The sequence below is a fragment of the Sphingomonas antarctica genome, assembly GCF_965137005.1.
In the GTDB taxonomy this organism is placed as follows: Bacteria; Pseudomonadota; Alphaproteobacteria; order Sphingomonadales; family Sphingomonadaceae; genus Sphingomonas_O; species Sphingomonas_O antarctica.
In genome coordinates, this window is sequence record NZ_CBCRXM010000008.1 from 1 (window position 1) to 22,500 (window position 22,500).

The window sequence follows — 22,500 nt, forward strand, 5'->3', positions numbered from 1 at the left end:
GAAACGGCTTCACCGCCATATCCGGCCTCCGGTTCCGCTTCGCTCCACCTCCGCCCGGATATGGCGGCGGCGAGCATAATCCACTAACAATCAACCCGGTCCACTCGCCGGGGGCAGGTCAAGGCTCTGCAACGCGGCCGGATCACCATTCGCACTCCAGTCGAGCAAACCAGTTACAGACAGTCGGGTGCGCTGTGGCAACCGTGCCCGAAATGCGCGCAGGAAGCTGGCATATCGATCGAGGTGTCGTGTCCGAGCGTCGAAGTCGATCTGCACGCCGGCCAATCGGTTGCCGGCCGCCTGCCACTTGTTGAACTCAGCCAATATTTCACCCGAGGTATCAGCCTTCCAGTCGAGCGTGTCGACCCGCACAACCAGCCAGAGTTCGGGCACCGACAAATGCGGTATGCCTGGTCGCAGGCTGATGAACCGCCCGCTGTCGCGTCGCACTTCCCCAGCTAACAAATAGATGGTTTTCGCGCGCTTCAGGCCCGGCTGCGGTGGCACGCCCGCCCACAGCCAGAATGCATCGTAGGTCGCCGCATCGACGCGGTATGTCGGCTTGGATGAGCATGACGCGAGCGCGAGCCCAAGCGCGAGCATCCATAATTGAAGCAACCTCACCAGTAGAGTTCGGACACTTTTGCCCAGCGTGAGTTTGGATAGCTCGTCTTCAATTGTTTGAACCAGGCGCGGCGCTGGCTGACGTCTACGTCTTTGCCACCACAGTCGTTGATGCCGCTCGGAGCATAGCAGCGCACCGCACGATACAAAGCGTAAGCGCGCTCATCGGCAGTGGTGCGCGGATCGGCGATAACTCCCTGATAGACCGCCTGCCGCGAGTAAGGCACGCCGGGAAATTGCGGCGGCGTGCCGGCAAGCCCGTTACCTTCCAAGGGCCCATCGTAGGCGAAATGATCAAAGCCGTTGCTGCGGATGAACTCCGCAAGGCAAATACGCGGCGTGCTTGCGCGGGGGTCTGTTGCGAGCGCCTGCACCGTGTTGCCTAACGGAGGGCAGCTAAAATCGCCCAGGTTCGGCGGTCGAACGAACAGGCCAACCGCCGGGACGGAGAGGTATTCGGCGAACTCAGCTGAGGCATCATCGAACGAGCTCGCCGCGTCGTTGTGCGCGTCAGGCGGCACCGCCCGAACATCCCGCAGGAAGTCGGCATAGAAACCGCGCTGCACGCCTTTCGCCAGCAGCAGGTAGAGCGCTACGTCACGCTCGCGCTGGGGAACTGAGCGGTTTTGCGCCTGTCGGCGCAAGAGATCCGGACCAGCCGTATATGTGAGCAGCACCTCCCGGATAGTCGGATTGGTGACTGGCGAATTAGGTTCGAAAACGCGCGCCAGCGCGCCGCTCCGCTCGTCATGCATGGCGATCGCCAGCTCGACTGCCGCGTGCTGATATGGACCGACCGCTCCCGAGAGCAGATCAACCCAGAATTGGCGGGCATTGGCATCCTTATTTGCCTCAAGCGCCATCCCGCGCAGTATTTGCCGGCTGAACTCAAGCGAGGTGAACCGGCGCTGGTGTGACGCGTCGGGGATCAGCCGAAGCACCTGGCCGGCCTTGTGCTGTACGAAATACGCGTGCGCCGCTCGAACATAATCGAACAGCACTATGTCCGATCCAAACTTAGACCGCTGCGCATCGATCTCGGCCGCAGTAATCGGCGTGCAGCAGTCGGAATCCGGCTGACTGCGCATTTTTTTCAGATCGTCGACAGCAATAAGAATGCTACCCTCTATGCCGGGCGTCGACGACGAGACTGATGCTTCTTCATTGCCGAACAATTTATAGTCGATCTCCTGCGACAGATGCAGATCGGCTACCGCCGAAGGAGCACCCCCGCGCAAGCTGCGATCGTAAGCCGCGCTAAGCCGGGCGTTGTCACCAGCCAACCAGTAGACCCGGCGCATCAAGCCTTGGGCAGAGCCCGTATATTGACTGCGAGGATAGGCTTTGAGGTACGCTTCGAACGCCGCACCAGCTGCGGCAACCGCCTGCTGGTCGCGCTTCTCTGCAGGCAGAATCGATCCATACTCATCGAAGATCGTCGATTGCGCCTTATTCAGTGCGTTCCTGGCGACCATGTAGAGCGCGGTCTCCCGTAGCCAGGCGTTGTCAGCCTTGATGAGGCTGGAGAATGACGCCCCCGCGGCAGGGAAGTCGCCGCGATAGAATGCGCGGGTGCCGTTAAGATAGGCTGCAAAGGCTTGGCCGTCTGCGCTCGCGACAGACACTCCTGGCGCCACCGCCTGCCCCGCGGCAGTGGCGCATTCAGCGGACGCCCGTCGGGCTGCTATCAGCGCAGCCTTTTCGGCGGCGGGCACATCTCTCGCGGATGCCAGTGCCGCGGTGAACGCCTCGATGCCGCTCACGTTGGTTTGGCAGCGGCCGGGATTTTCGTCTGTCTGGCTCGCTGCAGGCGGCTCAATCCTGTTCTTCAAAGTGGCCCAGGGAAACATGATGAGCGCGGCGCCCTTGCCGGCCGGCAGCAGTTGCAGCCCGTCCGGGCGCCGGTCAGCAAGCAACAGCATCATGTTCACCCGGCTGTCGTTTGCGGGGCTCAGAAACGCGCTGTTGCCGTCAGGGTCATAAGCCGACTTTTCGAGCGACAGGATCGGAACGCTGGGTCCGTCGGCGCAAGCTAGAACCACTCCGCCAATGGCCGCTATCGCGATCCCTAACAGCCCATATTTCGATCGCATCCAGCCGCCCTCCACCCCCTACCGATAACTCGCCCATCCGGCATTCACCAGCAGCGGCAGTCGTGGCTGCTGGACAGCGCGAGTAGAAGCCATGAGTGTGGGATTACGGCCTCAAGGCCAATAATCTTCGGAGGGGCCTGATGAACCGGATGGAAGTGCTGAACGGCAACACGAAGCTCAGCGTCCTCATCGACGGACCCGACGCGTCGGAATCCCTGCCCATCCTGTGTCTCCACGGCTGGCCAGAACTCGCTTTCTCATGGCGGCATCAACTCGTTCACTTCGCAAAGGCAGGCTACCGCATCGCGGCGCTCGACGTCCGTGGATATGGCGACAGCGATCGGCCGGATGAAATTGCCGCATACACGATGGCGGAGCTGACCTCTGATGTCGCCGCGGTGATCGACGCCCTCGGCGGCAGAGCAATTCTGTTCGGGCACGACTGGGGGGCGCCGATCGTCTGGCAGACCTCGATCCGCTATCCAGAAAAGGTCGCAGCAGTCGCGGGTCTAAGCGTCCCTTACCGGCCGATGACCGACACCTCCTTTCTCGACATCATGCGCCACGTTCACAAGGACAGCTTCTTCTATCAGCTCTACTTCCAAGAGCCTGGAGTCGCGGAAGCTGAATTCGAAGGCGATCCCGATGCGTTATCAAAGATCTACTGGGGTATTTCAGGCGAAGGCATGCTCGCCCAGCCGATGCGACCCAAGCCAAAAGGCGACCGCTTCCTGACCGGCATGGTACGGCCGCCGCAATTGCCGGACTGGCTCCCTGCTGAAGACCTCTCGGTTTATGAGACCGTCTTCAGGCGGAACGGCTGGCGCGGTCCTCTAAACCGCTATCGGGCCCAGGATCAGGACCATGTCGAGCGCGGTCCAGTGTTGAACAAGCACATCGCCCAACCCGCGACGTTTATCGGCGGCGCCCTCGATCCGGTCCGCCATTTTGTGCCCGGCGTGGATACGTTCGCTACCGCCGGTGCATTCTGCGATGATTTCAGAGGGGCTACGATTATCGATGGCGCTGGCCACTGGGTGCAGCAAGAAGCACCGACCTCGACAAACGCTGCCTTGATGAGCTTTGTTCGCGACCTCTAGTTCACAGTTGAACCATTGCCCTTCGGCGATTTTTTACCAGGGGTTACCGCATTCACGATTCCTTCGGCGATTAAACCAACCCCCGCTCCAGCCGCGATGTCAGACGGATAATGATGTAGGCGTGGCACTTGCAGGATCGCGGCGGCGGCGGCGGCGGTCGTCGCCGCCACGCGATACTCAGGGTATTCTCGCGAAAGGGCCTGCGCGACAGCCACAGCACCGGCTGTATGGCCGGACGGAAAGCTGCTCAGTGCCGTAGCATGGCTATTGCCAGACCGGATTTCGCCGGCACCGCTTGCGACTTGATCAGGTCGGTTGCGGTCGACGTGATGCTTCACCGCACTCTTCAATTTTGTTGCCAGCCATTCTGACGCGAACATCCGAAAACCAGCCCGGGCCAATCGTCCGTTGAAGGTAACCATGCCGGCCAGCGCTACGCCAGCGCTCAATCGATACAAAGGCGGTTGATCCGCCACGTCGCTAATCGCGCCTAGGACCTTCATGGTCTTTGAAGGTTGCAGAGGTCTGGCTGCCTTAACCGTCTTGGCATCCGCCTTTGCTATCCGACCCTTAGCCTTATGGGCAGTCACGCTGCGGACCGCGCGGATTGTTTGAAACCCTCCAGCAATGCGCGATTGACCATTGGAAGGATATTCCGAGCGACAATGCCAATCGCGCGTGCGTTTGGATGAACTCGATCGGCAAGTAACAGTGTTGGATCGCCGACCACACCTTGCAGGAAAAAGGGATAAAGTAAGATGCCATGCTTCGCGGCAAGGTCAGCAAAAACCGCATTGTAGCGGCGCGCAAAGTCAGCGCCGAGAAAGCTCGGCATTACCATACCAGCGAGCAGTGCGGGGATACCGCAATCGTCGAATGACGACAGAATAGCATCGAGATTGCTACGCATTGTCGCCGCAGGAACCCCGCGGATCATGTCGTTTGCGCCAAGGGCGACAATTGCAAGATCTGGCTTTCTCGATTGAGAGCTGAGCAGCCGCGGCAGTCGGGCCAGCCCTTGCATCGTTGTGTCTCCGGAGACTCCGCCATTGATCACGCGGGCATCAGGCGTAGTCGCGCGCAGCAACCGTTCAAGCTGAGCGGGAAATGCGTCGCCAGGCTGCAAGCCGTAACCAGCCGTGAGGCTATCGCCCAATGCAAGAATGGTAGGTCCAGAGCTATGTAGAGCCATGAGTAACTTTCCGTGCGAGCCTGATAAGCTCGGGCCATCCTGTCGATCGATACGTGGTTTATTTAAGCGGCGTATACCGACATTGGAACTTCGGAGGATGCACGGTGTCGCTTCGTTCCAGATGGATGTACAGCGGTTCATCACTCACACGGTCCAGCGCAAACGCCATCTCCGCGTCGTAAAAGTCATCGCGATGGACATCCTTCCAACCTTTGGTGGACGTCAGGGCGCTGGCCTTCGCCTCAGCCGCCGAAGCAGCGACAACGAACATGTTTTTATGCTGCTCGGCGAATGACCGCCCGTCGTAACCGCCCAGATTGACAAAGTAGAGGCGCTCCTGCGCCGTCGAACGCACCGATCGCAGCTCGACATCATAACCGTCGACATGATCGATTTCAGCCCAGCAATCGATGTGCAAGGTGCCCGGCTTGCCCCACCATTCAGCACGCAGCTGATTGTATGTATCCGCAATCCGGGAAGCCACCACGAACCGCAAATCGTGCACTTCGATATTCGCCTGCGAATGCTCTCCGCCGATGTAGATTGCGAAAAGCCTCACTGGGTCAGTTCCTCAGCGGCAATGGCGAGCCTTGCACCCACGATCTCTCCCATTTCGTGCGAACTTGTAATTCCTTGCACGAATGGATGCCGTCCCAAAATGAACGGTATGCTCAAGCAGAATAATCGAGAAGCTTCGGGTTGATCAGAAATCGGGTGAAACGCGTCATCGACATCGACGCCCTTCGGCCCAGCGGCATCATCTGAGGCGTCCCGTACCACGCCCTGCTTGCGAAGAGTCGGGAACGGAAAATCCTCTATGGCGAGAGGGCGCTGGCCGGTGGCATCGATGAACGCTGGATAGTGAATACGCTTGCCTTCGACAGTAACAGTGGCACCAATTTCCGGGCCGCGAGTGTCAACCCGGTGATCTTTTCCGAGCGCGGTGATCTCAAGGCAGCCAGCACGGTGGAGCGCCAGCAATCGCTCGATCGAAAGGTGGGGGACGGTGGCATACTCGTCCACGAACACCGGCTTGAACAATTGGTTGAACCGCTCAAGTGAGTCATCGTCGAGCTTCGGCACGATCAAGGCTAACACCTCGTGCATCCGCAGGATCGCGTAACGCCAGGGAACCGTGAAGGATCGGTCGTAATTGGCTCGCGCTTCCTCGAGATTGGATTGAGCCCACTCCCACGGATTTGCGGATGATCGGTCAGCAAAATACCGATCGGCAAAGTCGTCGAGCTCAACATCGCTTAATCCAACATGCGCAGCGTAGGCTGGATCGGCGGCCTCCAGTTCCCGGCGGAACAGGTCATAGGATCGCTCGAGCAGGTTAGCGCAATCGTCTACTATCAGGCGTTCCATCGCAGCGGGTGTGCATATGGAAAGCGGCTCGTAGGGCACCGGGTGGAAAAAATCCGCCTCTGGTAACAGGCCTTTTCGTGACATCATGGTCATGCGAAAGTTTTCTGCTCCAGGGCTGACGCGATACTCGACCGTGGCACATTCGGTCTCAATAAAACTGCCATGAACATTGGCCAGCGCCACAGCAGCATCGATGGCGGTGAGTGAGCTGCCACGGATACCGACCAAGATCGGCGCTATCCTTTGCAAAGCGGTAGCTGGCCAGGGACTGAGAAAATAGCCCGGCCGAACTTCAGGTTCTTCCGGCCATTGATGCCCGGTAGCAAGGACGACCTGATCGAAGGACTGCTCGAACGTCGCGCCATTCGCTGGCGCGATCGACAGAGCCAGCCGCCCTTGTTCAGCGGCGATATCGGCAACGCGCGACCGGGTTGCTATCTCAATCGCGATGCCGCGCTCACGCGCCCCCGCGATCATCATATGGAATTGATCTAAGAAATTTTCGCCGAGTGCCAGTCTTGGATAAAACTCGTGATCGTCGATCCCATCCGGATCCACCCCGAGCCGAACCAACCGCGCCCTGGGTTGCCGGCGGAGCCATTCAAGCAAGGTCTCGGCAATCGGGGGGATTTCGATGCTCGCAATGTTGGACAACATCGCTGGGTCGTTCCAACCTGGGCGGTAGGGCGTGCCGAGGCCCGCGCGCGGCTGATCTTCAAAAATGGTGATTGCCGTTTGCGTAGTCACTCGTTCGAGAAATGCGCGAAGCGTGTAGATCGTTGTCGGGCCGGCTCCGACAAAGGCGATGGTGGTTGGCATCCCGGCTCACAACGCGCGTTTGCGCCAAACGGTGCCCACTGGCGTCAGGCGCCAGACATTTCTCATGCTAGTCAAGAAGCGGCAGGAGAGTTGCAACGTGCGGAGCGTCACCGCCATGCTGATCAACAAGCGACGATAGCGTCAGTCCCAACAATCTTATCGGTGCATGCAGCGGTTGGAGCGCGTCTAGCAATGCAGCACCCGCGCTCTCGAATGTTTCGCGTCGCTCGAACGGTACCACGCTCGATCGCGCACGCGTAATCGTCTGGAAATCGGCATACCGCACCTTCAGCGTCGCGGTGCGATCCAGCACGTTGGCCCGCTCTATCCGGACCCAGGCGGCATCGGCGACGCGCGTCAGTTGGCGGCGCAATTCTGCCGGGTCGGCAATATCATCATCAAAGGTGCGCTCTGCCCCTACGGATTTGTGCGGGCGGTCTGGCTGGACCGAGCGGTGGTCGATGCCTCGTGCCGCCCCATGAAGGTAGCTTGCGCTTGACCCGAAATGCGCCTGGAGGAACTCGATTGGATGCGAGCAAAGATCCGCGCCCGTATGAATGCCCAGCCGTTCCATTTTCGCAGCAGTGACCGGTCCAACCCCGTGAAAGCGGCGCACGGGCAGCGACGCCACAAATTCTGCTCCTCTGTGGGGCGGGATGACGCACATTCCATCGGGCTTGTTCTGGTCTGATGCCATCTTGGCAATGAACTTGTTATAGGACACGCCAGCCGATGCCGTCAGGCCGGTTTTCTGGCGGATGCGCTGGCGGATCGCCTCCGCGATTGCGCGCGCAGATCCAAGCGCATGGCGATCGGCGGTAACATCAAGATAAGCCTCGTCGAGCGACAATGGTTCGATGAGATCGGTATAGTCTGCGAAAATCGCGCGGATCTGCGTCGACACCTCGCGATAAACGTCAAACCGAGGCGGCACGAATATCAGTTCGGGACAGCGCTTGAGCGCAGTGATCGAGGGCATCGCCGACCTCACGCCAAATTTGCGTGCCTCATAGCTGGCCGCAGCGACTACGCCGCGCCGCTGAGCACTGCCTACCGCGAGCGGTTTCCCGCGCAGCGTCGGATTGTCGCGCTGTTCCACTGACGCGTAAAAGGCATCCATATCGATATGGATGATCTTACGCTGAGCGGGCTCGCTGGCGCTCATCCAATGATCGCTATCGTTGCCGCATCTGGCGATTCAAACCACCGGTTCAACGCCGCAGTAACCAACGTGTCGTTGCTCGCCAGCGCGAACAGCGTCAGCGAAGAACGCAGCTTCTGGGCGTCGATCGGGCCGAATACCTCTTCCGGATCTGCCTGCTCGAGATCCTGCAACGCGCAAACGATTTGCCGGTAACGCGCGCCCAGTGATGGGTGAACGAGGTAGGCTCGAGCTTCGTCGAGCGACGAGATGGCGTAGCGTTTTGTCGTTTCGCTTGATCCCAGCCCGGCAATCTGCGGGAATACGAACCACATCCAGTGACCTTTTTTCTGGCCACGACGAATTTCGTCGAGTGCGGTCGCAAACGTCGCGTCCTGTGCCGCTACGAACCGAGCAAGATCGAAGGAGTGGTCAGGGCATGTCACGAGACCTTAATCGCAAGGCGGCCCGCCGTGTGCAATCAAACAGTATGCGCACCAAGGCTGTAAAGGACTCCCGACGTGATGCTCGATTCTAGGACGTTTGAATAATTGCGGTTCATGGTACCCCGATATTTAAATGCGAGCCACAGGTTGGCTGATGACCAACTTCAGAGAGTCGCCTTTGGATGAGCGGGCAGACTTATTAGTGAGTTGATCGGAATCAGTTTCACCAAACACTTAGACTCGTTGCGCTTCTGAAACTATTCGCCACGAATGCTTGGCATATATCGATTGGAAAGCGGAGAGATCTGCGTCGAGTACGCCAATGGCGCTCGGCTCCCTATGCCGCCTGATGAGTATGATGAGAGAGGTATTCAGCCACCTTCAGCCGAGCTCTGGGAAAAGCTAGACTTCGATGCTTGGGTGCTCGGTCGCCGTCCAGGAGAGACAATTATTGAGTTTTTCGCTCCGGATCGCATCGCTCATTAGGCTGGCGAAGCGCCGTTCCATACTTCGGGATTGAGCGAGATTTAGCAGCGATTTCACGTGTTGCTCGTTACAGTAGGATAATCGCGCGCCCGCCAAGCTATGCTCAATCCTTTGCTCGTGTGTGTCGTGAACGAGCTCGTAATAGCGCGACGTCCGAAACGCGGCGACGTTATAAAGCGCTAACCGCGGACTATAATCGGCTAGGAGCATCGCAATCCCAATAGACTCGGCCCGTCGCTGCCCCTTTTCGGCGGGCCGCCACAACCAGCGCTAACTCGGCGTGTGACGGAGAAGCAGATGGCAAAGACCTGCGATGAAGCGAGTGAGTAAAGGCGGAGAACGCTCGTGGATGGCCCTGATGGCGTGGCTGTAACACTCACGCCCGACGCTGCGATTGAAACGTCCGATCGCCTCCAACAGGCTGGCGTCAAAGCCTTAGGGCAGTGCATCATCGCTGAAGGGGCAGCGAAGCACCGTTAAGGGCAACCTGGCCGGTGGTCGGGCCGTATCCGGATCCGCAACATCACCCGCATGATGCGCCAGCTCCCTCAAATTCAGCACCGGAGCATCGCTCATCGTCGGTACGGTCACAGATCGTTTCGCCATCCGTCGAGCGAACCCGTAAGAATGGAAGCAATCGCGAAATTCAGAACAATTCGGCCACACTTGCACCTATCAAAACGAGCGAGCATCTTTTCGCTTCGAATCATGGGAGACCGATTATGTTTCGCTTTATTGCCGTCGCCGCCGTCTTGTCGGTGACCGTTATGCCCGCCTATGCCGCCCCTTGTCGCGATGGCCACGGCAAGTTTGTGAAGTGTCCCACCAAAGCTCCAGCAAAGCCCAAGCAGTGCCGCGATGCCAAGGGCCATTTCAAGAAGTGCTGAGCGGCTGATTGGCGATTGATGCCGCGCCACGACACGCATGAAAGCCAAGCCGAGGCCGACCAGCGTGTCGAACATGAGTTACGTGCGTTGATGTTCCAGCATGGCGTAACGCACTTGCTGGATTTGCCGCGAGACGTCGTTCGTGGGGAATGCGTTCGCCTCGCCCATGAAGCGCCAGCCGTTCATCATCGCTTACTCGTAGAGCGACCATCGACGCGCCCATGAAAGACCTATTCGATCGCTTTTCGACGGGGTGTGCCCGGTTCACCGGACGCCCGGCTATGCTCGTCCTTTGCATCGGCCTCGCGACGTTAGGCATTGCCTCTTATCTGTCTGGCGACGATCACTTCCTGAACGGCGCGAACCTCGCCATCAGCGTTACGACCTTGCTGATCCTCCCCATTTTGCAGGCGACGCAAAACCGGGATGGGGCCGCGCTACAGGCCAAGATCGATGAGTTGATCAAGTCGAACGAGAATGCACGCGATGCGTTGATCGGGCTGGAAAAGCGCAGCGAGGAAGAAATCGAGCGCGTGCGTGCGGAAGACGGCAACTGCTAATGTGCGGGCGGTATCGCAATAGGCAGACCTGGAGCGAGCTGCACGGCGCGATGGAGCGCTTTTTGGGACCGACGACGCAGCCGGCGATGAACCTGCAGCCGATGGAGCAGGTGCGCCCGACCAATAGTGTGCCGGTGATCCGCATGCAGGACGGCGTGCCGACCGTGGCAAATGCGCGCTGGGGGCTGATACCCTGGATGCACAAGGGGCCGGTCAAGGCGTGGAAATACACCACCTTCAACGCGAAGGCCGAAACGGTCAGGGAAAGCCGCACGTTTCGCTCGTGCTTCACCAGCCGGCGTTGCCTTGTCGCGGGCGATGGTTGGTATGAATGGAGTGGCCCGCGCGCCAACGACCCGAAGAAAAAGCAGCCTTACTTGTTCACGCCGAAGGCTGATCAGCTGCCGATGGCGTTCGCGGGATTATGGGATCGATGCGAGACTGCGGACGAGGGAACAATCGAGAGCTTCACCATCGTGACGCAACCCGCAGGGTCACCACTCAATGGCTATCACGACCGCGCGCCCGTTACGCTGTTCGGCGAAGAGTGGGCGCGGTGGCTCGATTGCTCGGGCGATGTCGACGAGTTGCTTGGCCCGGAGAGTCGGGATCGCTTTGATGTGGTGCAGGCGGCCATCTAACTGCCTCGAGCTGGTCCGACGCGAGAAGCCACCAGACGGCTTTTAATCAAGTGCGGAGGTCATCGACGCAGCGTGACCGCGGCTCAATCGGGCTTGCCACTTCCCGGCTCGGCGATTTTGCGGTGCTGGTGCGCCATCACTGCTGCGGGCGTAATGCCCGAAGCCGCGACCTGGAGCTTGTTAAACCATCCCGACGTGATCGCATCCTTTCCGTCTTGCATTGCGGTCCAGCCGTCCTTCGCCACCTTAGCCGGGTCGGCCTTACTGTCGTCCTGCCCAACCTTAGTGTCGAGCATGTCGGCCCGAGCGAAGAACTCGGTATCGGTCGCGCCGGGCTTAAGCGTGGTCAGCGTGACACCCTTATAATCTTTTAACTCGTCACGGAGGGCATCGGTGAAGTTGTCTACAAATGCTTTGGTCGCATTGTACGTCGCGTTGAAAGGGCCTGGGACGTAGCCAGCGATCGAGCCGGTCACGAGGATTTTGCCCGTTTGCCGAGCGGTCATTTGCGCAAGCACCTTTTGCAACAAGTACACTGTGCCAGTGATGTTCGTATCGATCGAATGGCGCACATCGGCGAAATCCTGATCGAGGAACGCGCCTCCCTTGCTGATACCGGCGTTAGCGCAGAGCACGTCGATCGGACGTCCGTCGACTGCGGCGAGGAGTTTGTCGACGCCGTCGAGCGTAGACAAATCGGCTTCGACCGACACGACATTATTGCCATTGCGACGGAAGTCGGCGGCGGCGGCGTCGATTAGCGCTTCGTCGGCAACGACGACGAGATCGTAGCCGTCCTCCGCCGCGAGACTGGCGAGTTCAAACCCGATGCCAGTCGAGGCACCGGTGATGACGGCAAGTTTGTCGGCCATGTCTTGTCTCCTTACGCCGCTTTGGCGAGATCGGGCTTCAACACGATCTTGGTGGTGGTGTTTTGTTCGTCATGGAACATCTTGTAGCCCTTGGGCGCGTCCTCCAGTGCCATGCGGTGCGAGATGAGGAAGGTGGTATCGATCTTCCCTTCCATGATCGCCGCGAGCAGGCCGGGCAGGTATTTCTGCACATGCGTCTGGCCGGTCTTGAGGGTCAGGCCCTTTTCCATGAACGCGCCCAGCGGGAATTTGTCGACGAAGCCGCCATAGACCGCGGGCATCGAGACGCGGCCACCCTTGCGGCAGGCGAGAATCGCCTGGCGGATCGAGTGGGTGCGGTCGGTGCCGAGGAAGGTCGAGACCTTGATCTGATCGACGATGTTGTCGACGAATGCGCCGTGCGCCTCGAGTCCGACCGCGTCGATCACCGCATCGGGGCCGACCCCTCCAGTCATTTGCATCAACGAGTCGTAGGTTGCCGATTCCTCGAAGTTGATCGTCTCCGCGCCGAATTTAGCGGCCAGTTCGAGCCGGTGCGGGAAATGGTCGATAGCGATGACGCGCGCAGCCCCCATCAAAAAGGCAGACTGGACGGCGAACAGCCCCACCGGACCGCAGCCCCAGACGGCTACGGTATCGCCCGGTTCGATCTCGGCATATTCTGCTGCCTGCCAGCCGGTCGGCAGAATGTCGGACAGGAACAGTACCTTGTCGTCCTCGATCCCGTCGGGAATGACGATCGGGCCGACATCGCTGAACGGCACCCGGACATACTCGGCCTGGCCCCCGGCATAGCCGCCGGTCATGTGGCTGTAGCCAAATAGACCAGACATGGTGTGACCATACAGGGTCTCGCCGATGTCCTGATTGTCCGCCGGGTTGCCGTTGTCGCACCCCGAGTACTGCTGCTTACCGCAATGGTAACAGCTACCGCACGCGATGGTGAAGGGTACGACCACACGCTGGCCCTTTTTGAGCGTCGACTTGGCGCCGACCTCGACGACTTCGCCCATGAACTCATGGCCGAGAATGTCGCCCGACTTCATCGTTGGGATAAAGCCGTCATAGAGGTGGAGGTCAGAGCCGCAGATCGCTGTCGACGTGACCTTCAGAATCGCATCGCGCGGATTGACGATTTCGGGATCGTCGACGGTATCGACGCGGACGTCGTGTTTACCGTGCCAGGCCAAAGCGCGCATTATTTGCCTTCCTCTTCGAGCATTCGGCGGTTGCGCACGTTCGTGGCGATCTCGCCGGTTTCCATGAGTTGTTTGAAGCGGCGCAGGTCGCGGCGCGCCTGCACATGGGGTTCGCGCTGGAGGACCTTGACGACGACTTTGCCGAGTGCACCCATCGGCGGTTCGTAAGCAATGGTCGCGGTGACGACGGTGCCGCGGCCCGCCACTTCCTCGAACAGGATGCGGCCGGAATTGGCGACATCGGCCTGACTGTCCGATGTCCAAGTGATCTCACGCCCCGGCACGTCGTTGGTGACGAGCGCGTCCCATTCATAGGTTTGGCCCGCTGGACCCTTCACGACCCAGTGCGAGCGCGTCTCGTCCAGCATCTCGATTGAGACGATGTTGTCCATTATTTGGGCAAGGTTCGAAAAGTTCCGCCAGAAGGCGTAAAGTTCCTGCGCGGGGCGGTTGATCGTCGCTGAGCGGCTGGCGAGTTGGCGTTCGCCTTGGAGATCTTTCGAGGTTACATTCGGCGCATCGTCATGGGTGTCAGTATCGGACAAAGCGGGCTCCTTTGGCTGCCTCGCGAAAACTGCGAGACAGCTGCGATGTTCCGATTTTCTTCAAAGAAACCTCACGTTTGACGTATGTTAAGCGTGCCGCAAATTGCACGGCGAAGAGGGACGGCTGAGGCTATGGGTTGAAAAACGGCACTGCCGAGATCGTGTTCGTGACCAGGACGTTCGACTACAGGCTTCTTATCAACCAGTCGAACGTCCGAGGATCATCAATACCGGACGTTCGTCATGCGCCGCAACGTTGGCAGCGGTCCGCGTGGGTCGCTTTCATCAAACGACTGTGATTGGGGCGCATTGCAGCAGAGTGGCCGTGTTGATCAATATCAACACGATTAGCTAGGACACCGTTGGCTCTTTCAGCGCTGGAGAAGAAGAGCCGACTTTCGGCGATGAAGGATTTTCATGGCGGACGATATCAAGCAAACCTCAGGTAATGGTGGCGAAACTCACCAGCAAGCAGGTAGCGACACCGCCGTCCTGACGACCAATCACGGTGTTCCCGTCAGCGATAACCAAAACAGTCTGAAGTCCGGCGTCCGGGGACCGACACTCCTCGAAGATTTCGTGCTCCGCGAGAAAATCTTTCACTTCGATCACGAACGCATTCCAGAACGGATTGTCCATGCGCGTGGCTCGGGCGCGCACGGTGTATTCGAAGCCACTGACGACATTTCCGACCTGTCTAAGGCCGCGGTTTTCGCTAAGGGCGAGAAAACAGAAGTGTTTGCACGCTTTTCGACAGTCGCCGGTGGTGCAGGTTCGGTTGATACTCCGCGCGACGTGCGCGGCTTCGCGGTCAAATTCTACACTCGCGAAGGCAATTGGGACCTGGTTGGAAACAACATCCCGGTGTTCTTTATTCAAGATGCAATCAAGTTCCCCGATCTGATCCATTCGGTGAAGATGGAAGCCAATAGTGGCTATCCACAGGCCGGCAGTGCGCACGACACATTCTGGGATTTCGTCAGTCTGACGCCCGAGAGTACGCACATGCTGATGTGGGCAATGTCCGACCGGACGCTGCCGCGCTCACTACGGATGATGGAGGGTTTTGGCGTCCACACCTTCCGGCTGGTCAATGCGGCGGGCCGATCGAACTTCGTTAAGTTCCACTGGCGTCCAAAACTCGGCATTCAGTCGACCATATGGGACGAGGCGCTCAAGCTTCAGGCGGCGGACAACGACTATCACCGCCGCGATCTCTACGAGGCGATCGACACCGGAGCGTTCCCACAATGGGAACTCGCGATTCAGGTTTTTGATCAGAAGTTCGCCGATTCTCAGCCGTATGACGTGCTCGACGCGACCAAACTGATCCCCGAAGAAGATCTTCCGTTGCGGGTGATCGGCACCATGACGCTCAATCGCAACGTGGACAATTTCTTCGCCGAGACCGAGCAGGCGGCATTCCTGCCTACCAACATCCCGCCCGGCATCGACTTCTCGAACGACCCGCTACTGCAGGGTCGACTGTTCAGTTATCTGGACACGCAGAAATCGCGCCTCGGCACGACCAACTTTCACCAGATCCCGATTAACGCGCCGCGCTGCCCGTTTGGCAATTTTCAGCGTGACGGTATGATGCAGACCATGGTGCCAACGGGTCGCGCCAATTACGAGCCTAATAGTCTTGCAGATCATGGCGAAGCCGGTGGCCCTCGCGAAACCGTCACCGGTTTTGCGACGACGAAAGAGACGACAGGTCCTGACGAAACCGGCGACAAGCTGCGCATCCGCCCGGAAAGCTTCGCCGATCACTATAGCCAGGCGCGCTTGTTCTACCGCTCGCAAACCGAAAGCGAACAGGCGCACATTGCCTCGTCCTTCGTGTTCGAACTGTCCAAGGTCGGGCTGCTCGATCAGGTGCCGCCGCGCATGCTCGGCAATCTGCGTAACGTCGATGAAGACCTCGCTAAACGCGTCGCTGACGGTCTGGGCCTTCCGCTGCCGAAGAAAAACAAGGCGGCGAAGGAGCCTGTCGACATGCCGCCCTCGAATGCGCTGTCGATCCACAAGAAAATGAAGGCGACGCTCGAAGGCCGCGTGGTAGGTATCCTAATCGCTGACGGCACGGAGGCCGGTGCATTAAAATCGGTCGTCGATGCCGTGATCAAGGCAAAGGGCAAGGCTGTAATCGTCGCGCCCAAGGTCGGGGGCGCGAAATTGTCCGACGGCAAGTTGCAAAAGGCAGATGGGCAGCTTGCCGGCATGCCATCGCAACTATTCGATGCAGTGGCGATCATCCTATCGGAAGCGGGCTGCAAGGGGCTACTCAACGAGGGTGCCGCGGTCCAGTTCGCCATGGATGCGTTCGGTCACCTAAAAGCGATTGGCGCCTCGGCGGCCGCTAAACCTCTGCTCGAAAAGGCGGGCGTCATTCCGGATGAGAGCGTTACCGCGCTGGACGACAAGTTTATCAAAGCCGCCGGCAAGCGGTATTATGAGCGCGAGCCTTCGTTGCGGATGCTTGCTTGAGGTAGCAGGCTGCAACCAAGTCTCGATCATAAAATGTCCAATGGTGTCCTTGACGAGCAGTCGCGAATGGCTTTGTGAGGTTCAGCGACGGATAATTGGACGACGCAGCTGTGCGCAATGCAATCGTTAGTGCGCCCACCGGTTCGTAATCCGAGTATCAAATCGGTGCGCATTTGTTCCATTTCTTTCCAGCTGCCACTTCTTGCCCGAGTAGCTCGTCGCTATGGGGCATTATGTCGACATCAGAATATTATCGAACGCAGGCCGATGAAGCGATGCGCGAGGCTGCGACGACGACCCTCAGCCAAGTGCGCGAACGGTGTGAGCGTTCAGCTCGTGCATGGCGAGAAATGGCAGAGCGTCTCGAGAGAACGGAAGCCTTGAAGCTCGTCCGTAACGGAAATTAAGCCCCACCTGCGCTAAGCCCCACCTGCGCACTGCGGAGATCTTGCTTTAGGCGACCGTTTGTCCGCCCGCGAGATAATCCATTTTGCCGATCGCAACACCGTTCATCCGCAGCAGCGCGTATGCAATTGTCACGTGGAAGAAGAAATTTGGCAGCGTGAACTCCGTGACCAGGCTCTGACCAGTGAACTTCATCTCCATGTTGGGGAAGCTCATTGTGATCTCAGCAGTCTCGCGTCCCTCGAATGCCGCCGTGTCGGCCTCCTCGAGATAGGCGATCGTTTTCGTGATGCGATCGCGCAGCTCGGGCAGCGTCTTCTCCTCATCCGCCATGGGGCGCGGCTCGGTTTGCGCGAGGCGAGTGACCGCCAGCTTGGCCGCGTCGCACGCGATCTGGATCTGTTTTGGCAGTGGCAGCATGTCCGGCGCCAGCCGCGCCTCGATCAAGGTCTGTTCGTCCACGCCGCTTTCCATGCCCTTTGAGAGGATATGATCGAGGTTGCGCAGGGCGCGTACGAAGACGGGTACGGTGATCTCGTAGAGGCTGGGCATTATTTTGTCTTTCAGAGCCGCCGGACATCGGACGCTTGCTGTCAGTAGGGCAGAAAAGTCCGCTGATACAAGCGGCAAGTCCCGCGATTCTCTAGCTTCAGCCCTCCAGCTGTTTTGATCGCAATAGACGCAGCCTCTGGCTCAGACGTACCCCAAATGGGGCTCGCCCGGTCTCACCATGACGGCCAAGTACCCCACTTCCGCGCCGTTAGAGCGCGGTCAGGAACTTGGGAATCATCATGAAAACCGCATTTCTCGCCGCCGCGCTTGGTGCCACGTTTGTGACACTGCCAGCCACGGCCGCACAGATCGTTCCGACGACCTACACGACCGTGAATGGACAGGGCGCGGCATCGTGCAACTGCTACAATTACTGGGACAAGAAATATAATGGCGCTGGCGCCCAAACGACGACCGACAGCGCGCTGCTGACAGGCGGCGTAGGCGATCTTACCGATGGCATCATCGCCACGACCACGTGGGACCAGGTCGAGAATTATTCGGGCGAAGGTCCTTATGTCGGTTGGTACAATTATTTCACGCCCAACCCGCTTGTCACGTTCAACTTCGCGCACGTTGGCTCAATCGATACGGTTCGCATCCATCTGGACAATAGCAACTACGGCGGAGTTGCCGGACCAGCGAGCATTCTGATCGACGGCATGGCGCAGAACTTTACCAATCCGTCGCTAGGCACGGCGGGATTCGTCACGCTCGCCGGGCTGAACCTTACCGGCAATATTCACACCGTCCAGTTTCAGCAACAATCCGGCCACTGGGTGTTCGTCAGCGAAGTCCAGTTTCTTGGCACGCTCGCAGGAAGCGTGCCCGAGCCGACGGCCTGGGCGATGTTGGTAGTTGGATTGGGATTCGTCGGCGGCTCGCGCCGCTGGCGCAAACGAGCGACCCAAGCCGTCTTCGCTTAGGAGGACGGAACTTAGGGGCGGCATCCGCGAGGTGCCGCCCCTTTTTTTCCCCGATTGTGCCGAACGTTGGGCGGGACAAACCGAAATTTGTGCGCCGCAGCATCTTTATAGGTGGCACGACGTTCTGATATGATCCGCAATTCACGCGGAGCATTGAAAGCAACGCATAATGCCGGGTCTGTCCGATACCCTTGAGAAGTTGGCGCGGTTCCGCGTCGCGGGTTTGCAGGCGGAGACCGCATATCAAGACAGTCGCCTGTCGTCATTGGCAGCGTTCGGAAGCAATCCGGGGCAGTTAAACGCTAAGTTTTTCGTGCCTCAAAACCTTGCTCGCGATGCCGCCTTGGTGGTTGTGCTTCACGGCTGCACGCAGACCGCCAATGGTTATGACCATGGTTCGGGCTGGTCGCAGATCGCGGATGAACAAGGCTTCGCTTTGTTATATCCCGAGCAGCAGCGCTCAAATAACGCGAACCTCTGCTTTAACTGGTTCGAGCCCGACGATGTGTGGCGTGATCGCGGCGAAGTTCTGTCGATCGGTCAGATGGTCCAGACGATGATCGGCAAACATTCCATCGATCCGGCCAAAATTTTTGTGACCGGCCTGTCGGCAGGTGGCGCGATGACCTCCGCGCTCCTTGCGGCGTATCCTGACGTCTTCGCGGGCGGCGCGATTATTGCCGGTCTTCCAGCGGGCACGGTGACGAGCATGTCGCAGGCATTTCAGCGGATGCAGCATGGTGGCACCGAGAGTGCGGCATCCCTTGCCGCCAAAATCACCTCCGCGTCGAGCCATTCCGGACCTTGGCCTAGCGTCTCCGTGTGGCATGGCGACGCCGACCGCACCGTGGATCGCTCAAATGCCGACGCGATCGTAGAGCAGTGGCGCGGTGTGCACGGACTTGCTGAAGCTGTTCCAGTCGTTGAGGTTGTTGATGGGCAGACACGTGAGACTTGGCGTGATCCGAACGGGCGCGTGGCGATCGAGTCTTGGACGATCACTGGCATGGGCCACGGTACACCGCTCGACACCAAGAGCGCCGACGCTTGCGGCATGGCGAGCCCGCACATGCTCGAGGTGAGCATTTCGTCCACGCGACATATTGTTCGATTTTGGGGACTGGAGACCAAGCCACGTCGCCAGCAAAAGCGCAGCGCCGCCGACGAGCGCTCGGCATCAGGCCAAGCCAACTCAGCATCGCATTTTACTCAACCCGCTGCATCCGCGGGTCCGGGACGTGTGATCGAAGATGCGCTACGCGCTGCTGGTCTGATGCGCTGATTTGTTCGGGCCATTTGGCAGATTGCTGGAGGGTTGTTTGCTGCACGCTACGACTTGATTGTGCTGACAGCCACTCAGGCGGGACGCCGTCGCTTACTCGCTTTTCGCAACAACGCGGTCCACAATAACCTGGGTAAGCGGCTGCACGAAGCGAGCTCCGTATTCGGGCAGCATCGCATGCTTTCTGACCACGGTCGCCTGAGCCAAAATATCGGACGTCAGCTCAAGGAAGACCGAGCCATGCAGCGCAAAATCGACCGCGCTGCGCATCTTGAATCCGCCAGTCGAAAGGTCGGCCACGATCACCTTCTCCCGAACCGTTGACCCATGCCGTCGCGACACGGTCCACAAGTGAAGAAAATGCCGAGGGGCTCCACGACGTTCGTCCGCTAATTTCTGCATACCTGGCCCGCTCCCGAGCGTTGCATATGAAGCTGGTTAGTCAAGTTCAGGTAAACCGACCTACATCAGCAAACATCGAGGTACGCTCAAGCAGCGACCCGCATCCGGGCATATTCCGCAAACGTCGCGCGAATGGACGGCGTCGAGTTGGCGACAAGACGCTCGAGGTTTGCCAAGAAGTGATCCGAACGCATCATCCCCGTGGCGTCGGCCATCGCCCATTCGCCAAATTCGCGTTGATCAACCGAGCGATTGGAAAGCACTACGATTGCACGGTGCCTGTCGTCGGCACGGATGCGCGCGATCGCCTGTTGGATTGCCGCCTTTTCCCCTTCGAGAACTTGAAGGAAGCGTTTGCCATTGAAAAACAGCAGTCCTGTGAGACCATCACGCTGGTTGTTGGATTGCGAAACTCTGAGAATGTGCGCAACATTTGGCGCTACGCTGGGAGACACAGTGCTGATATATACGAGCTGCTGAAACACGACGATCTCCATTCGACGCGACAAGCTATTGGCCCAAAACGCTTAATAAAACCTCGATGCTACTACAGATGTGAGGAGCGGCCGAACTGCTGCCGCACATAAAGTCCGGTGATGGCGATAGTCACACGCGCGTGAACACGTCCAGCGACACGGTCTTGCTAACTCAGCTGATACGTCTGATTGTGGTCGTCCGTAACGGTGATGCCGATCGCATCAGCGGGCAGAATTATGATCGGCAGCGCAACAAAAATGCTGACGAGTTCGCCGGTGTTGGCGGCCCAGCCCAGGGCTGCAATGGCGACGCCCAACGCCTCCAGGCGGGATTGAGAAATAGACATTGTGACGAGGTTGCGGCGCAGCGAGGCTGCGGCGGCGACAGCGTTGTCGAGAGCGCGGGTAAAATCACCTAAATGAACGGCCGGACTTCGCACGTCGATTATCGATCTTTAGCGCTAAAACAAAAAGGGCGGCCCGTAGGCCGCCCGTCTTCGACTTTGTCTGCAAACCTTAAGCGTAGGTAACACGCACCTGCGCGCGGCGGCGGCGCATCGTGACACCAGCAATTCCGAAGCCAGCGATCATCATCGCCCATGTCGCCGCCTCGGGAACGCCCGTGACGCTAACATTGTCGAAAACCACATTGCCGCCGCTCGCGGTCGTGGCATCCGTGAAGGACAGAACGGCCGTGCCGCCCGACGCGACGAAGCTCGTCATGATCTGCTGCCCCGGATTGGTGCCCGGGGCCTGCGTTTGCCCACTACCGGCGTAGATCGTGCCGCCATCGATCGCCACGTTGTAATTCCAGTTGGCACCGGGGACGTTGTCGCCCGATTGCAGGAACGACACGGTGTACGTCTTGCCAGCGGTCAGGCCGCTGAGCGTCCGGCTCGCTGAAGAGCCGACTTCCTGAAGCCAAACCGCGCCATCGGTGCCGGTCACGTTGGTGGCAATCAGAACGTGGGGAAACCCACCGGCATAACCGTCAGAGAACGTCCAGCCAGCGGCATTGGCGCTGTAATAAAGCGGGCTCGACCCAAACCGATCGGTCGTGTCATTCTGCAGGAATGCGCCGCGGAATGCCGTCGAGTTGAAGTTCTCGCTGAGAACGGTCGTCGCTTGCGCGGCGGTCGAACCGGCGACGGCAAGCGCCGCTGCGATGATGGCAATGCGCATATTAAAACAAGTCCCAATCAAAATGTGTTGATAGTTAACTCGCGCGTAGAAGGTTTGCCAACGCCCGGCAACTAAGTGACAGGCGTTTGAGTGCCACTGAATCCCTGATTGGCACATTCGGGCTGGAAAAGGCGCGAGCCCGCCACCAGCGGATAGTTATGCCGACAGCCCAGCGATGCTCGTCCGCGCAACCATTTGACTATGGTACGACGTGCGGACGTCAGGCAGCTTCCGTGCGCACCCCTTGTCAGAGAAGGTGGTGAAGGTTGTCAAATATGGCAGCTATAATCCAACTGCTCGTCGTGAGCGCGACCGCCCATGCCCAATCGCGCCGCGCCTTCGTACCAAGGATCCCGCCGACGATCAGGTCAATAACAATATGGATCAGAAGAATGGGCAGGGCCGTTGCCCTCGGACGAGGAAAGAGCCTCCGCTAGGCCCTGACTCGTTAGCAGGCTCCGGCTCAATCCACGCTTGCGATGCCATTGCCAAGAATGTGGCAATGCCAACGGCGTTGCGCCCTCCACAATCGCCACTCGTTTGAGCTCGTCATTGGACTTGTCTGCGACACTGATCGTTTATGCACAAACGACCTGATTGCTCACCGTCACCCAATCTCGGTCATCCGCGTCCGGACTGGACCGTGGCAGCATATGGAGCATCTTTATGTTCATCTGCTTCCTATGTGCTTCCTGAGCCCAAACGCAAAAAGCCCCGCGTAGGCGGGGCCTGTGTAAATATTTGATTTTATTAGATAAGTTGGTTGCGGGGACAGGATTTGAACCTGTGACCTTCAGGTTATGAGCCTGACG

General features: G+C 58.9%; 23 protein-coding genes, 1 tRNA gene and 1 pseudogene (1 of these 25 only partly in view). 7 read left to right on the forward strand and 18 right to left on the reverse strand.

The features are described 5' to 3' along the window. A pseudogene (locus tag ACM9ME_RS09530) lies at nt 1–87 on the forward strand (integrase catalytic subunit); the annotation flags it as partial. Nucleotides 88–90: 3 nt separating this feature from the next. Here the strand turns inward: ACM9ME_RS09530 and ACM9ME_RS09535 are convergent. Both ACM9ME_RS09535 and ACM9ME_RS09540 read right to left on the reverse strand, forming a co-directional pair. Next, nucleotides 91–624: a DUF3142 domain-containing protein gene (locus ACM9ME_RS09535; protein ID WP_415643232.1), complete on the reverse strand. Its 534-nt coding sequence runs from the start codon at nt 622–624 to the stop codon at nt 91–93. Then, nucleotides 621–2,717: a PA5441 family protein gene (locus tag ACM9ME_RS09540; RefSeq protein WP_415643233.1), complete on the reverse strand. Its 2,097-nt coding sequence runs from the start codon at nt 2,715–2,717 to the stop codon at nt 621–623. Before ACM9ME_RS09540 ends, ACM9ME_RS09535 begins: the two co-directional genes overlap by 4 nt. 140 nt (nt 2,718–2,857) lie before the next feature. On the opposite strand from ACM9ME_RS09540, the gene ACM9ME_RS09545 reads away from it, so the two are divergent. Further along, nucleotides 2,858–3,817 (forward strand): alpha/beta fold hydrolase, encoded by a 960-nt coding sequence (locus ACM9ME_RS09545; protein WP_415643234.1) that lies wholly within the window; start codon nt 2,858–2,860, stop codon nt 3,815–3,817. On the opposite strand, the gene ACM9ME_RS09550 is transcribed toward ACM9ME_RS09545, so the two are convergent. The 7 genes from ACM9ME_RS09550 to ACM9ME_RS09580 form a co-directional block, all read right to left on the reverse strand. Continuing rightward, complete coding sequence (locus tag ACM9ME_RS09550) at nt 3,814–4,320, reverse strand: phosphatase PAP2 family protein (RefSeq protein ID WP_415643235.1); 507 nt, start codon at nt 4,318–4,320, stop codon at nt 3,814–3,816. The two genes, ACM9ME_RS09545 and ACM9ME_RS09550, sit on opposite strands and share 4 nt — an antisense overlap. 83 nt (nt 4,321–4,403) lie before the next feature. Then, nucleotides 4,404–5,009 (reverse strand): arylesterase, encoded by a 606-nt coding sequence (locus ACM9ME_RS09555; RefSeq protein WP_415643236.1) that lies wholly within the window; start codon nt 5,007–5,009, stop codon nt 4,404–4,406. A 58-nt stretch (nt 5,010–5,067) separates the two neighbouring features. Next, nucleotides 5,068–5,568 (reverse strand): DUF1543 domain-containing protein, encoded by a 501-nt coding sequence (locus tag ACM9ME_RS09560; RefSeq protein WP_415643237.1) that lies wholly within the window; start codon nt 5,566–5,568, stop codon nt 5,068–5,070. Then, nucleotides 5,565–7,196, reverse strand: a complete 1,632-nt coding sequence (locus ACM9ME_RS09565) for an FAD/NAD(P)-binding protein (RefSeq protein ID WP_415643238.1) — start codon at nt 7,194–7,196, stop codon at nt 5,565–5,567. The genes ACM9ME_RS09560 and ACM9ME_RS09565 overlap by 4 nt, the downstream gene beginning before the upstream one ends. 67 nt (nt 7,197–7,263) lie before the next feature. Further along, nucleotides 7,264–8,361, reverse strand: coding sequence for a DNA polymerase IV (gene dinB / locus ACM9ME_RS09570; protein ID WP_415643239.1), 1,098 nt, complete (start codon nt 8,359–8,361; stop codon nt 7,264–7,266). Next, nucleotides 8,358–8,783 (reverse strand): DUF1810 domain-containing protein, encoded by a 426-nt coding sequence (locus ACM9ME_RS09575; RefSeq protein ID WP_415643240.1) that lies wholly within the window; start codon nt 8,781–8,783, stop codon nt 8,358–8,360. Before ACM9ME_RS09575 ends, dinB begins: the two co-directional genes overlap by 4 nt. A 1,073-nt stretch (nt 8,784–9,856) precedes the next feature. After that, nucleotides 9,857–10,231, reverse strand: a complete 375-nt coding sequence (locus ACM9ME_RS09580) for a hypothetical protein (protein WP_415643241.1) — start codon at nt 10,229–10,231, stop codon at nt 9,857–9,859. Nucleotides 10,232–10,377: 146 nt separating this feature from the next. Here ACM9ME_RS09580 and ACM9ME_RS09585 point away from each other — a divergent pair, with 146 nt between their 5' ends. Together ACM9ME_RS09585 and ACM9ME_RS09590 are read left to right on the forward strand one after the other, a co-directional pair. Beyond that, nucleotides 10,378–10,716 carry a low affinity iron permease family protein gene (locus ACM9ME_RS09585; RefSeq protein ID WP_415643242.1) on the forward strand — a complete coding sequence of 113 codons (339 nt, stop codon included), beginning with the start codon at nt 10,378–10,380 and terminating at the stop codon, nt 10,714–10,716. Further along, nucleotides 10,716–11,357 carry an SOS response-associated peptidase gene (locus tag ACM9ME_RS09590; protein WP_415643243.1) on the forward strand — a complete coding sequence of 214 codons (642 nt, stop codon included), beginning with the start codon at nt 10,716–10,718 and terminating at the stop codon, nt 11,355–11,357. Before ACM9ME_RS09585 ends, ACM9ME_RS09590 begins: the two co-directional genes overlap by 1 nt. A gap of 83 nt (nt 11,358–11,440) precedes the next feature. Here ACM9ME_RS09590 and ACM9ME_RS09595 read toward each other — a convergent pair whose 3' ends face one another. The 3 genes from ACM9ME_RS09595 to ACM9ME_RS09605 are packed head-to-tail and all read right to left on the reverse strand — an operon-like array spanning nt 11,441 to nt 13,973. Further along, nucleotides 11,441–12,229 carry an SDR family NAD(P)-dependent oxidoreductase gene (locus ACM9ME_RS09595; protein WP_415643244.1) on the reverse strand — a complete coding sequence of 263 codons (789 nt, stop codon included), beginning with the start codon at nt 12,227–12,229 and terminating at the stop codon, nt 11,441–11,443. Between the two features lie 11 nt (nt 12,230–12,240). Next, nucleotides 12,241–13,428: a zinc-dependent alcohol dehydrogenase gene (locus ACM9ME_RS09600; protein WP_415643245.1), complete on the reverse strand. Its 1,188-nt coding sequence runs from the start codon at nt 13,426–13,428 to the stop codon at nt 12,241–12,243. Then, a complete protein-coding gene (locus ACM9ME_RS09605) occupies nt 13,428–13,973 on the reverse strand; it encodes an SRPBCC family protein (RefSeq protein WP_415643246.1) in 546 nt (181 codons plus the stop codon). The genes ACM9ME_RS09600 and ACM9ME_RS09605 overlap by 1 nt, the downstream gene beginning before the upstream one ends. A gap of 417 nt (nt 13,974–14,390) precedes the next feature. Here ACM9ME_RS09605 and ACM9ME_RS09610 point away from each other — a divergent pair, with 417 nt between their 5' ends. Continuing rightward, nucleotides 14,391–16,463, forward strand: a complete 2,073-nt coding sequence (locus ACM9ME_RS09610; RefSeq protein WP_415643247.1) for a catalase — start codon at nt 14,391–14,393, stop codon at nt 16,461–16,463. Between the two features lie 453 nt (nt 16,464–16,916). Here ACM9ME_RS09610 and ACM9ME_RS09615 read toward each other — a convergent pair whose 3' ends face one another. Then, on the reverse strand, nt 16,917–17,420 hold the full coding sequence (locus ACM9ME_RS09615; protein WP_415643248.1) for a DUF1993 domain-containing protein: 504 nt from the start codon (nt 17,418–17,420) through the stop codon (nt 16,917–16,919). Between the two features lie 239 nt (nt 17,421–17,659). Here ACM9ME_RS09615 and ACM9ME_RS09620 point away from each other — a divergent pair, with 239 nt between their 5' ends. Together ACM9ME_RS09620 and ACM9ME_RS09625 are read left to right on the forward strand one after the other, a co-directional pair. Continuing rightward, nucleotides 17,660–18,346 carry a PEP-CTERM sorting domain-containing protein gene (locus tag ACM9ME_RS09620; RefSeq protein ID WP_415643249.1) on the forward strand — a complete coding sequence of 229 codons (687 nt, stop codon included), beginning with the start codon at nt 17,660–17,662 and terminating at the stop codon, nt 18,344–18,346. Between the two features lie 169 nt (nt 18,347–18,515). Further along, nucleotides 18,516–19,628, forward strand: a complete 1,113-nt coding sequence (locus ACM9ME_RS09625; RefSeq protein WP_415643250.1) for an extracellular catalytic domain type 1 short-chain-length polyhydroxyalkanoate depolymerase — start codon at nt 18,516–18,518, stop codon at nt 19,626–19,628. Nucleotides 19,629–19,721: 93 nt separating this feature from the next. Here the strand turns inward: ACM9ME_RS09625 and ACM9ME_RS09630 are convergent, their stop codons facing one another. From ACM9ME_RS09630 to ACM9ME_RS09650, 5 genes are all read right to left on the reverse strand, one after another. Further along, a complete protein-coding gene (locus ACM9ME_RS09630; RefSeq protein ID WP_415643251.1) occupies nt 19,722–20,030 on the reverse strand; it encodes a PilZ domain-containing protein in 309 nt (102 codons plus the stop codon). A gap of 86 nt (nt 20,031–20,116) precedes the next feature. Then, complete coding sequence (locus ACM9ME_RS09635) at nt 20,117–20,515, reverse strand: BLUF domain-containing protein (RefSeq protein WP_415643252.1); 399 nt, start codon at nt 20,513–20,515, stop codon at nt 20,117–20,119. 158 nt (nt 20,516–20,673) lie between these two features. Continuing rightward, complete coding sequence (locus ACM9ME_RS09640) at nt 20,674–20,946, reverse strand: hypothetical protein (RefSeq protein WP_415643253.1); 273 nt, start codon at nt 20,944–20,946, stop codon at nt 20,674–20,676. 76 nt (nt 20,947–21,022) lie between these two features. Continuing rightward, nucleotides 21,023–21,688 carry a PEPxxWA-CTERM sorting domain-containing protein gene (locus ACM9ME_RS09645; RefSeq protein WP_415643254.1) on the reverse strand — a complete coding sequence of 222 codons (666 nt, stop codon included), beginning with the start codon at nt 21,686–21,688 and terminating at the stop codon, nt 21,023–21,025. 760 nt (nt 21,689–22,448) lie between these two features. Further along, a tRNA-Met gene (locus ACM9ME_RS09650) sits at nt 22,449–22,500 on the reverse strand (it continues 25 nt past the right edge of the window).

Excerpts from the sequence above, each read along its gene's own strand:
- ACM9ME_RS09540 (WP_415643233.1), bottom strand. The coding sequence starts at position 2,717 with ATGCGATCGAAATATGGGCTGTTAGGGATCGCGATAGCGGCCATTGGC.
- ACM9ME_RS09545 (WP_415643234.1), top strand. The coding sequence starts at position 2,858 with ATGAACCGGATGGAAGTGCTGAACGGCAACACGAAGCTCAGCGTCCTC.
- ACM9ME_RS09550 (WP_415643235.1), bottom strand. The coding sequence starts at position 4,320 with ATGAAGGTCCTAGGCGCGATTAGCGACGTGGCGGATCAACCGCCTTTG.
- ACM9ME_RS09555 (WP_415643236.1), bottom strand. The coding sequence starts at position 5,009 with ATGGCTCTACATAGCTCTGGACCTACCATTCTTGCATTGGGCGATAGC.
- ACM9ME_RS09565 (WP_415643238.1), bottom strand. The coding sequence starts at position 7,196 with ATGCCAACCACCATCGCCTTTGTCGGAGCCGGCCCGACAACGATCTAC.
- dinB (WP_415643239.1), bottom strand. The coding sequence starts at position 8,361 with ATGAGCGCCAGCGAGCCCGCTCAGCGTAAGATCATCCATATCGATATG.
- ACM9ME_RS09580 (WP_415643241.1), bottom strand. The coding sequence starts at position 10,231 with ATGTTCGACACGCTGGTCGGCCTCGGCTTGGCTTTCATGCGTGTCGTG.
- ACM9ME_RS09585 (WP_415643242.1), top strand. The coding sequence starts at position 10,378 with ATGAAAGACCTATTCGATCGCTTTTCGACGGGGTGTGCCCGGTTCACC.
- ACM9ME_RS09590 (WP_415643243.1), top strand. The coding sequence starts at position 10,716 with ATGTGCGGGCGGTATCGCAATAGGCAGACCTGGAGCGAGCTGCACGGC.
- ACM9ME_RS09595 (WP_415643244.1), bottom strand. The coding sequence starts at position 12,229 with ATGGCCGACAAACTTGCCGTCATCACCGGTGCCTCGACTGGCATCGGG.
- ACM9ME_RS09600 (WP_415643245.1), bottom strand. The coding sequence starts at position 13,428 with ATGCGCGCTTTGGCCTGGCACGGTAAACACGACGTCCGCGTCGATACC.
- ACM9ME_RS09610 (WP_415643247.1), top strand. The coding sequence starts at position 14,391 with ATGGCGGACGATATCAAGCAAACCTCAGGTAATGGTGGCGAAACTCAC.
- ACM9ME_RS09615 (WP_415643248.1), bottom strand. The coding sequence starts at position 17,420 with ATGCCCAGCCTCTACGAGATCACCGTACCCGTCTTCGTACGCGCCCTG.
- ACM9ME_RS09620 (WP_415643249.1), top strand. The coding sequence starts at position 17,660 with ATGAAAACCGCATTTCTCGCCGCCGCGCTTGGTGCCACGTTTGTGACA.
- ACM9ME_RS09625 (WP_415643250.1), top strand. The coding sequence starts at position 18,516 with ATGCCGGGTCTGTCCGATACCCTTGAGAAGTTGGCGCGGTTCCGCGTC.
- ACM9ME_RS09630 (WP_415643251.1), bottom strand. The coding sequence starts at position 20,030 with ATGCAGAAATTAGCGGACGAACGTCGTGGAGCCCCTCGGCATTTTCTT.
- ACM9ME_RS09645 (WP_415643254.1), bottom strand. The coding sequence starts at position 21,688 with ATGCGCATTGCCATCATCGCAGCGGCGCTTGCCGTCGCCGGTTCGACC.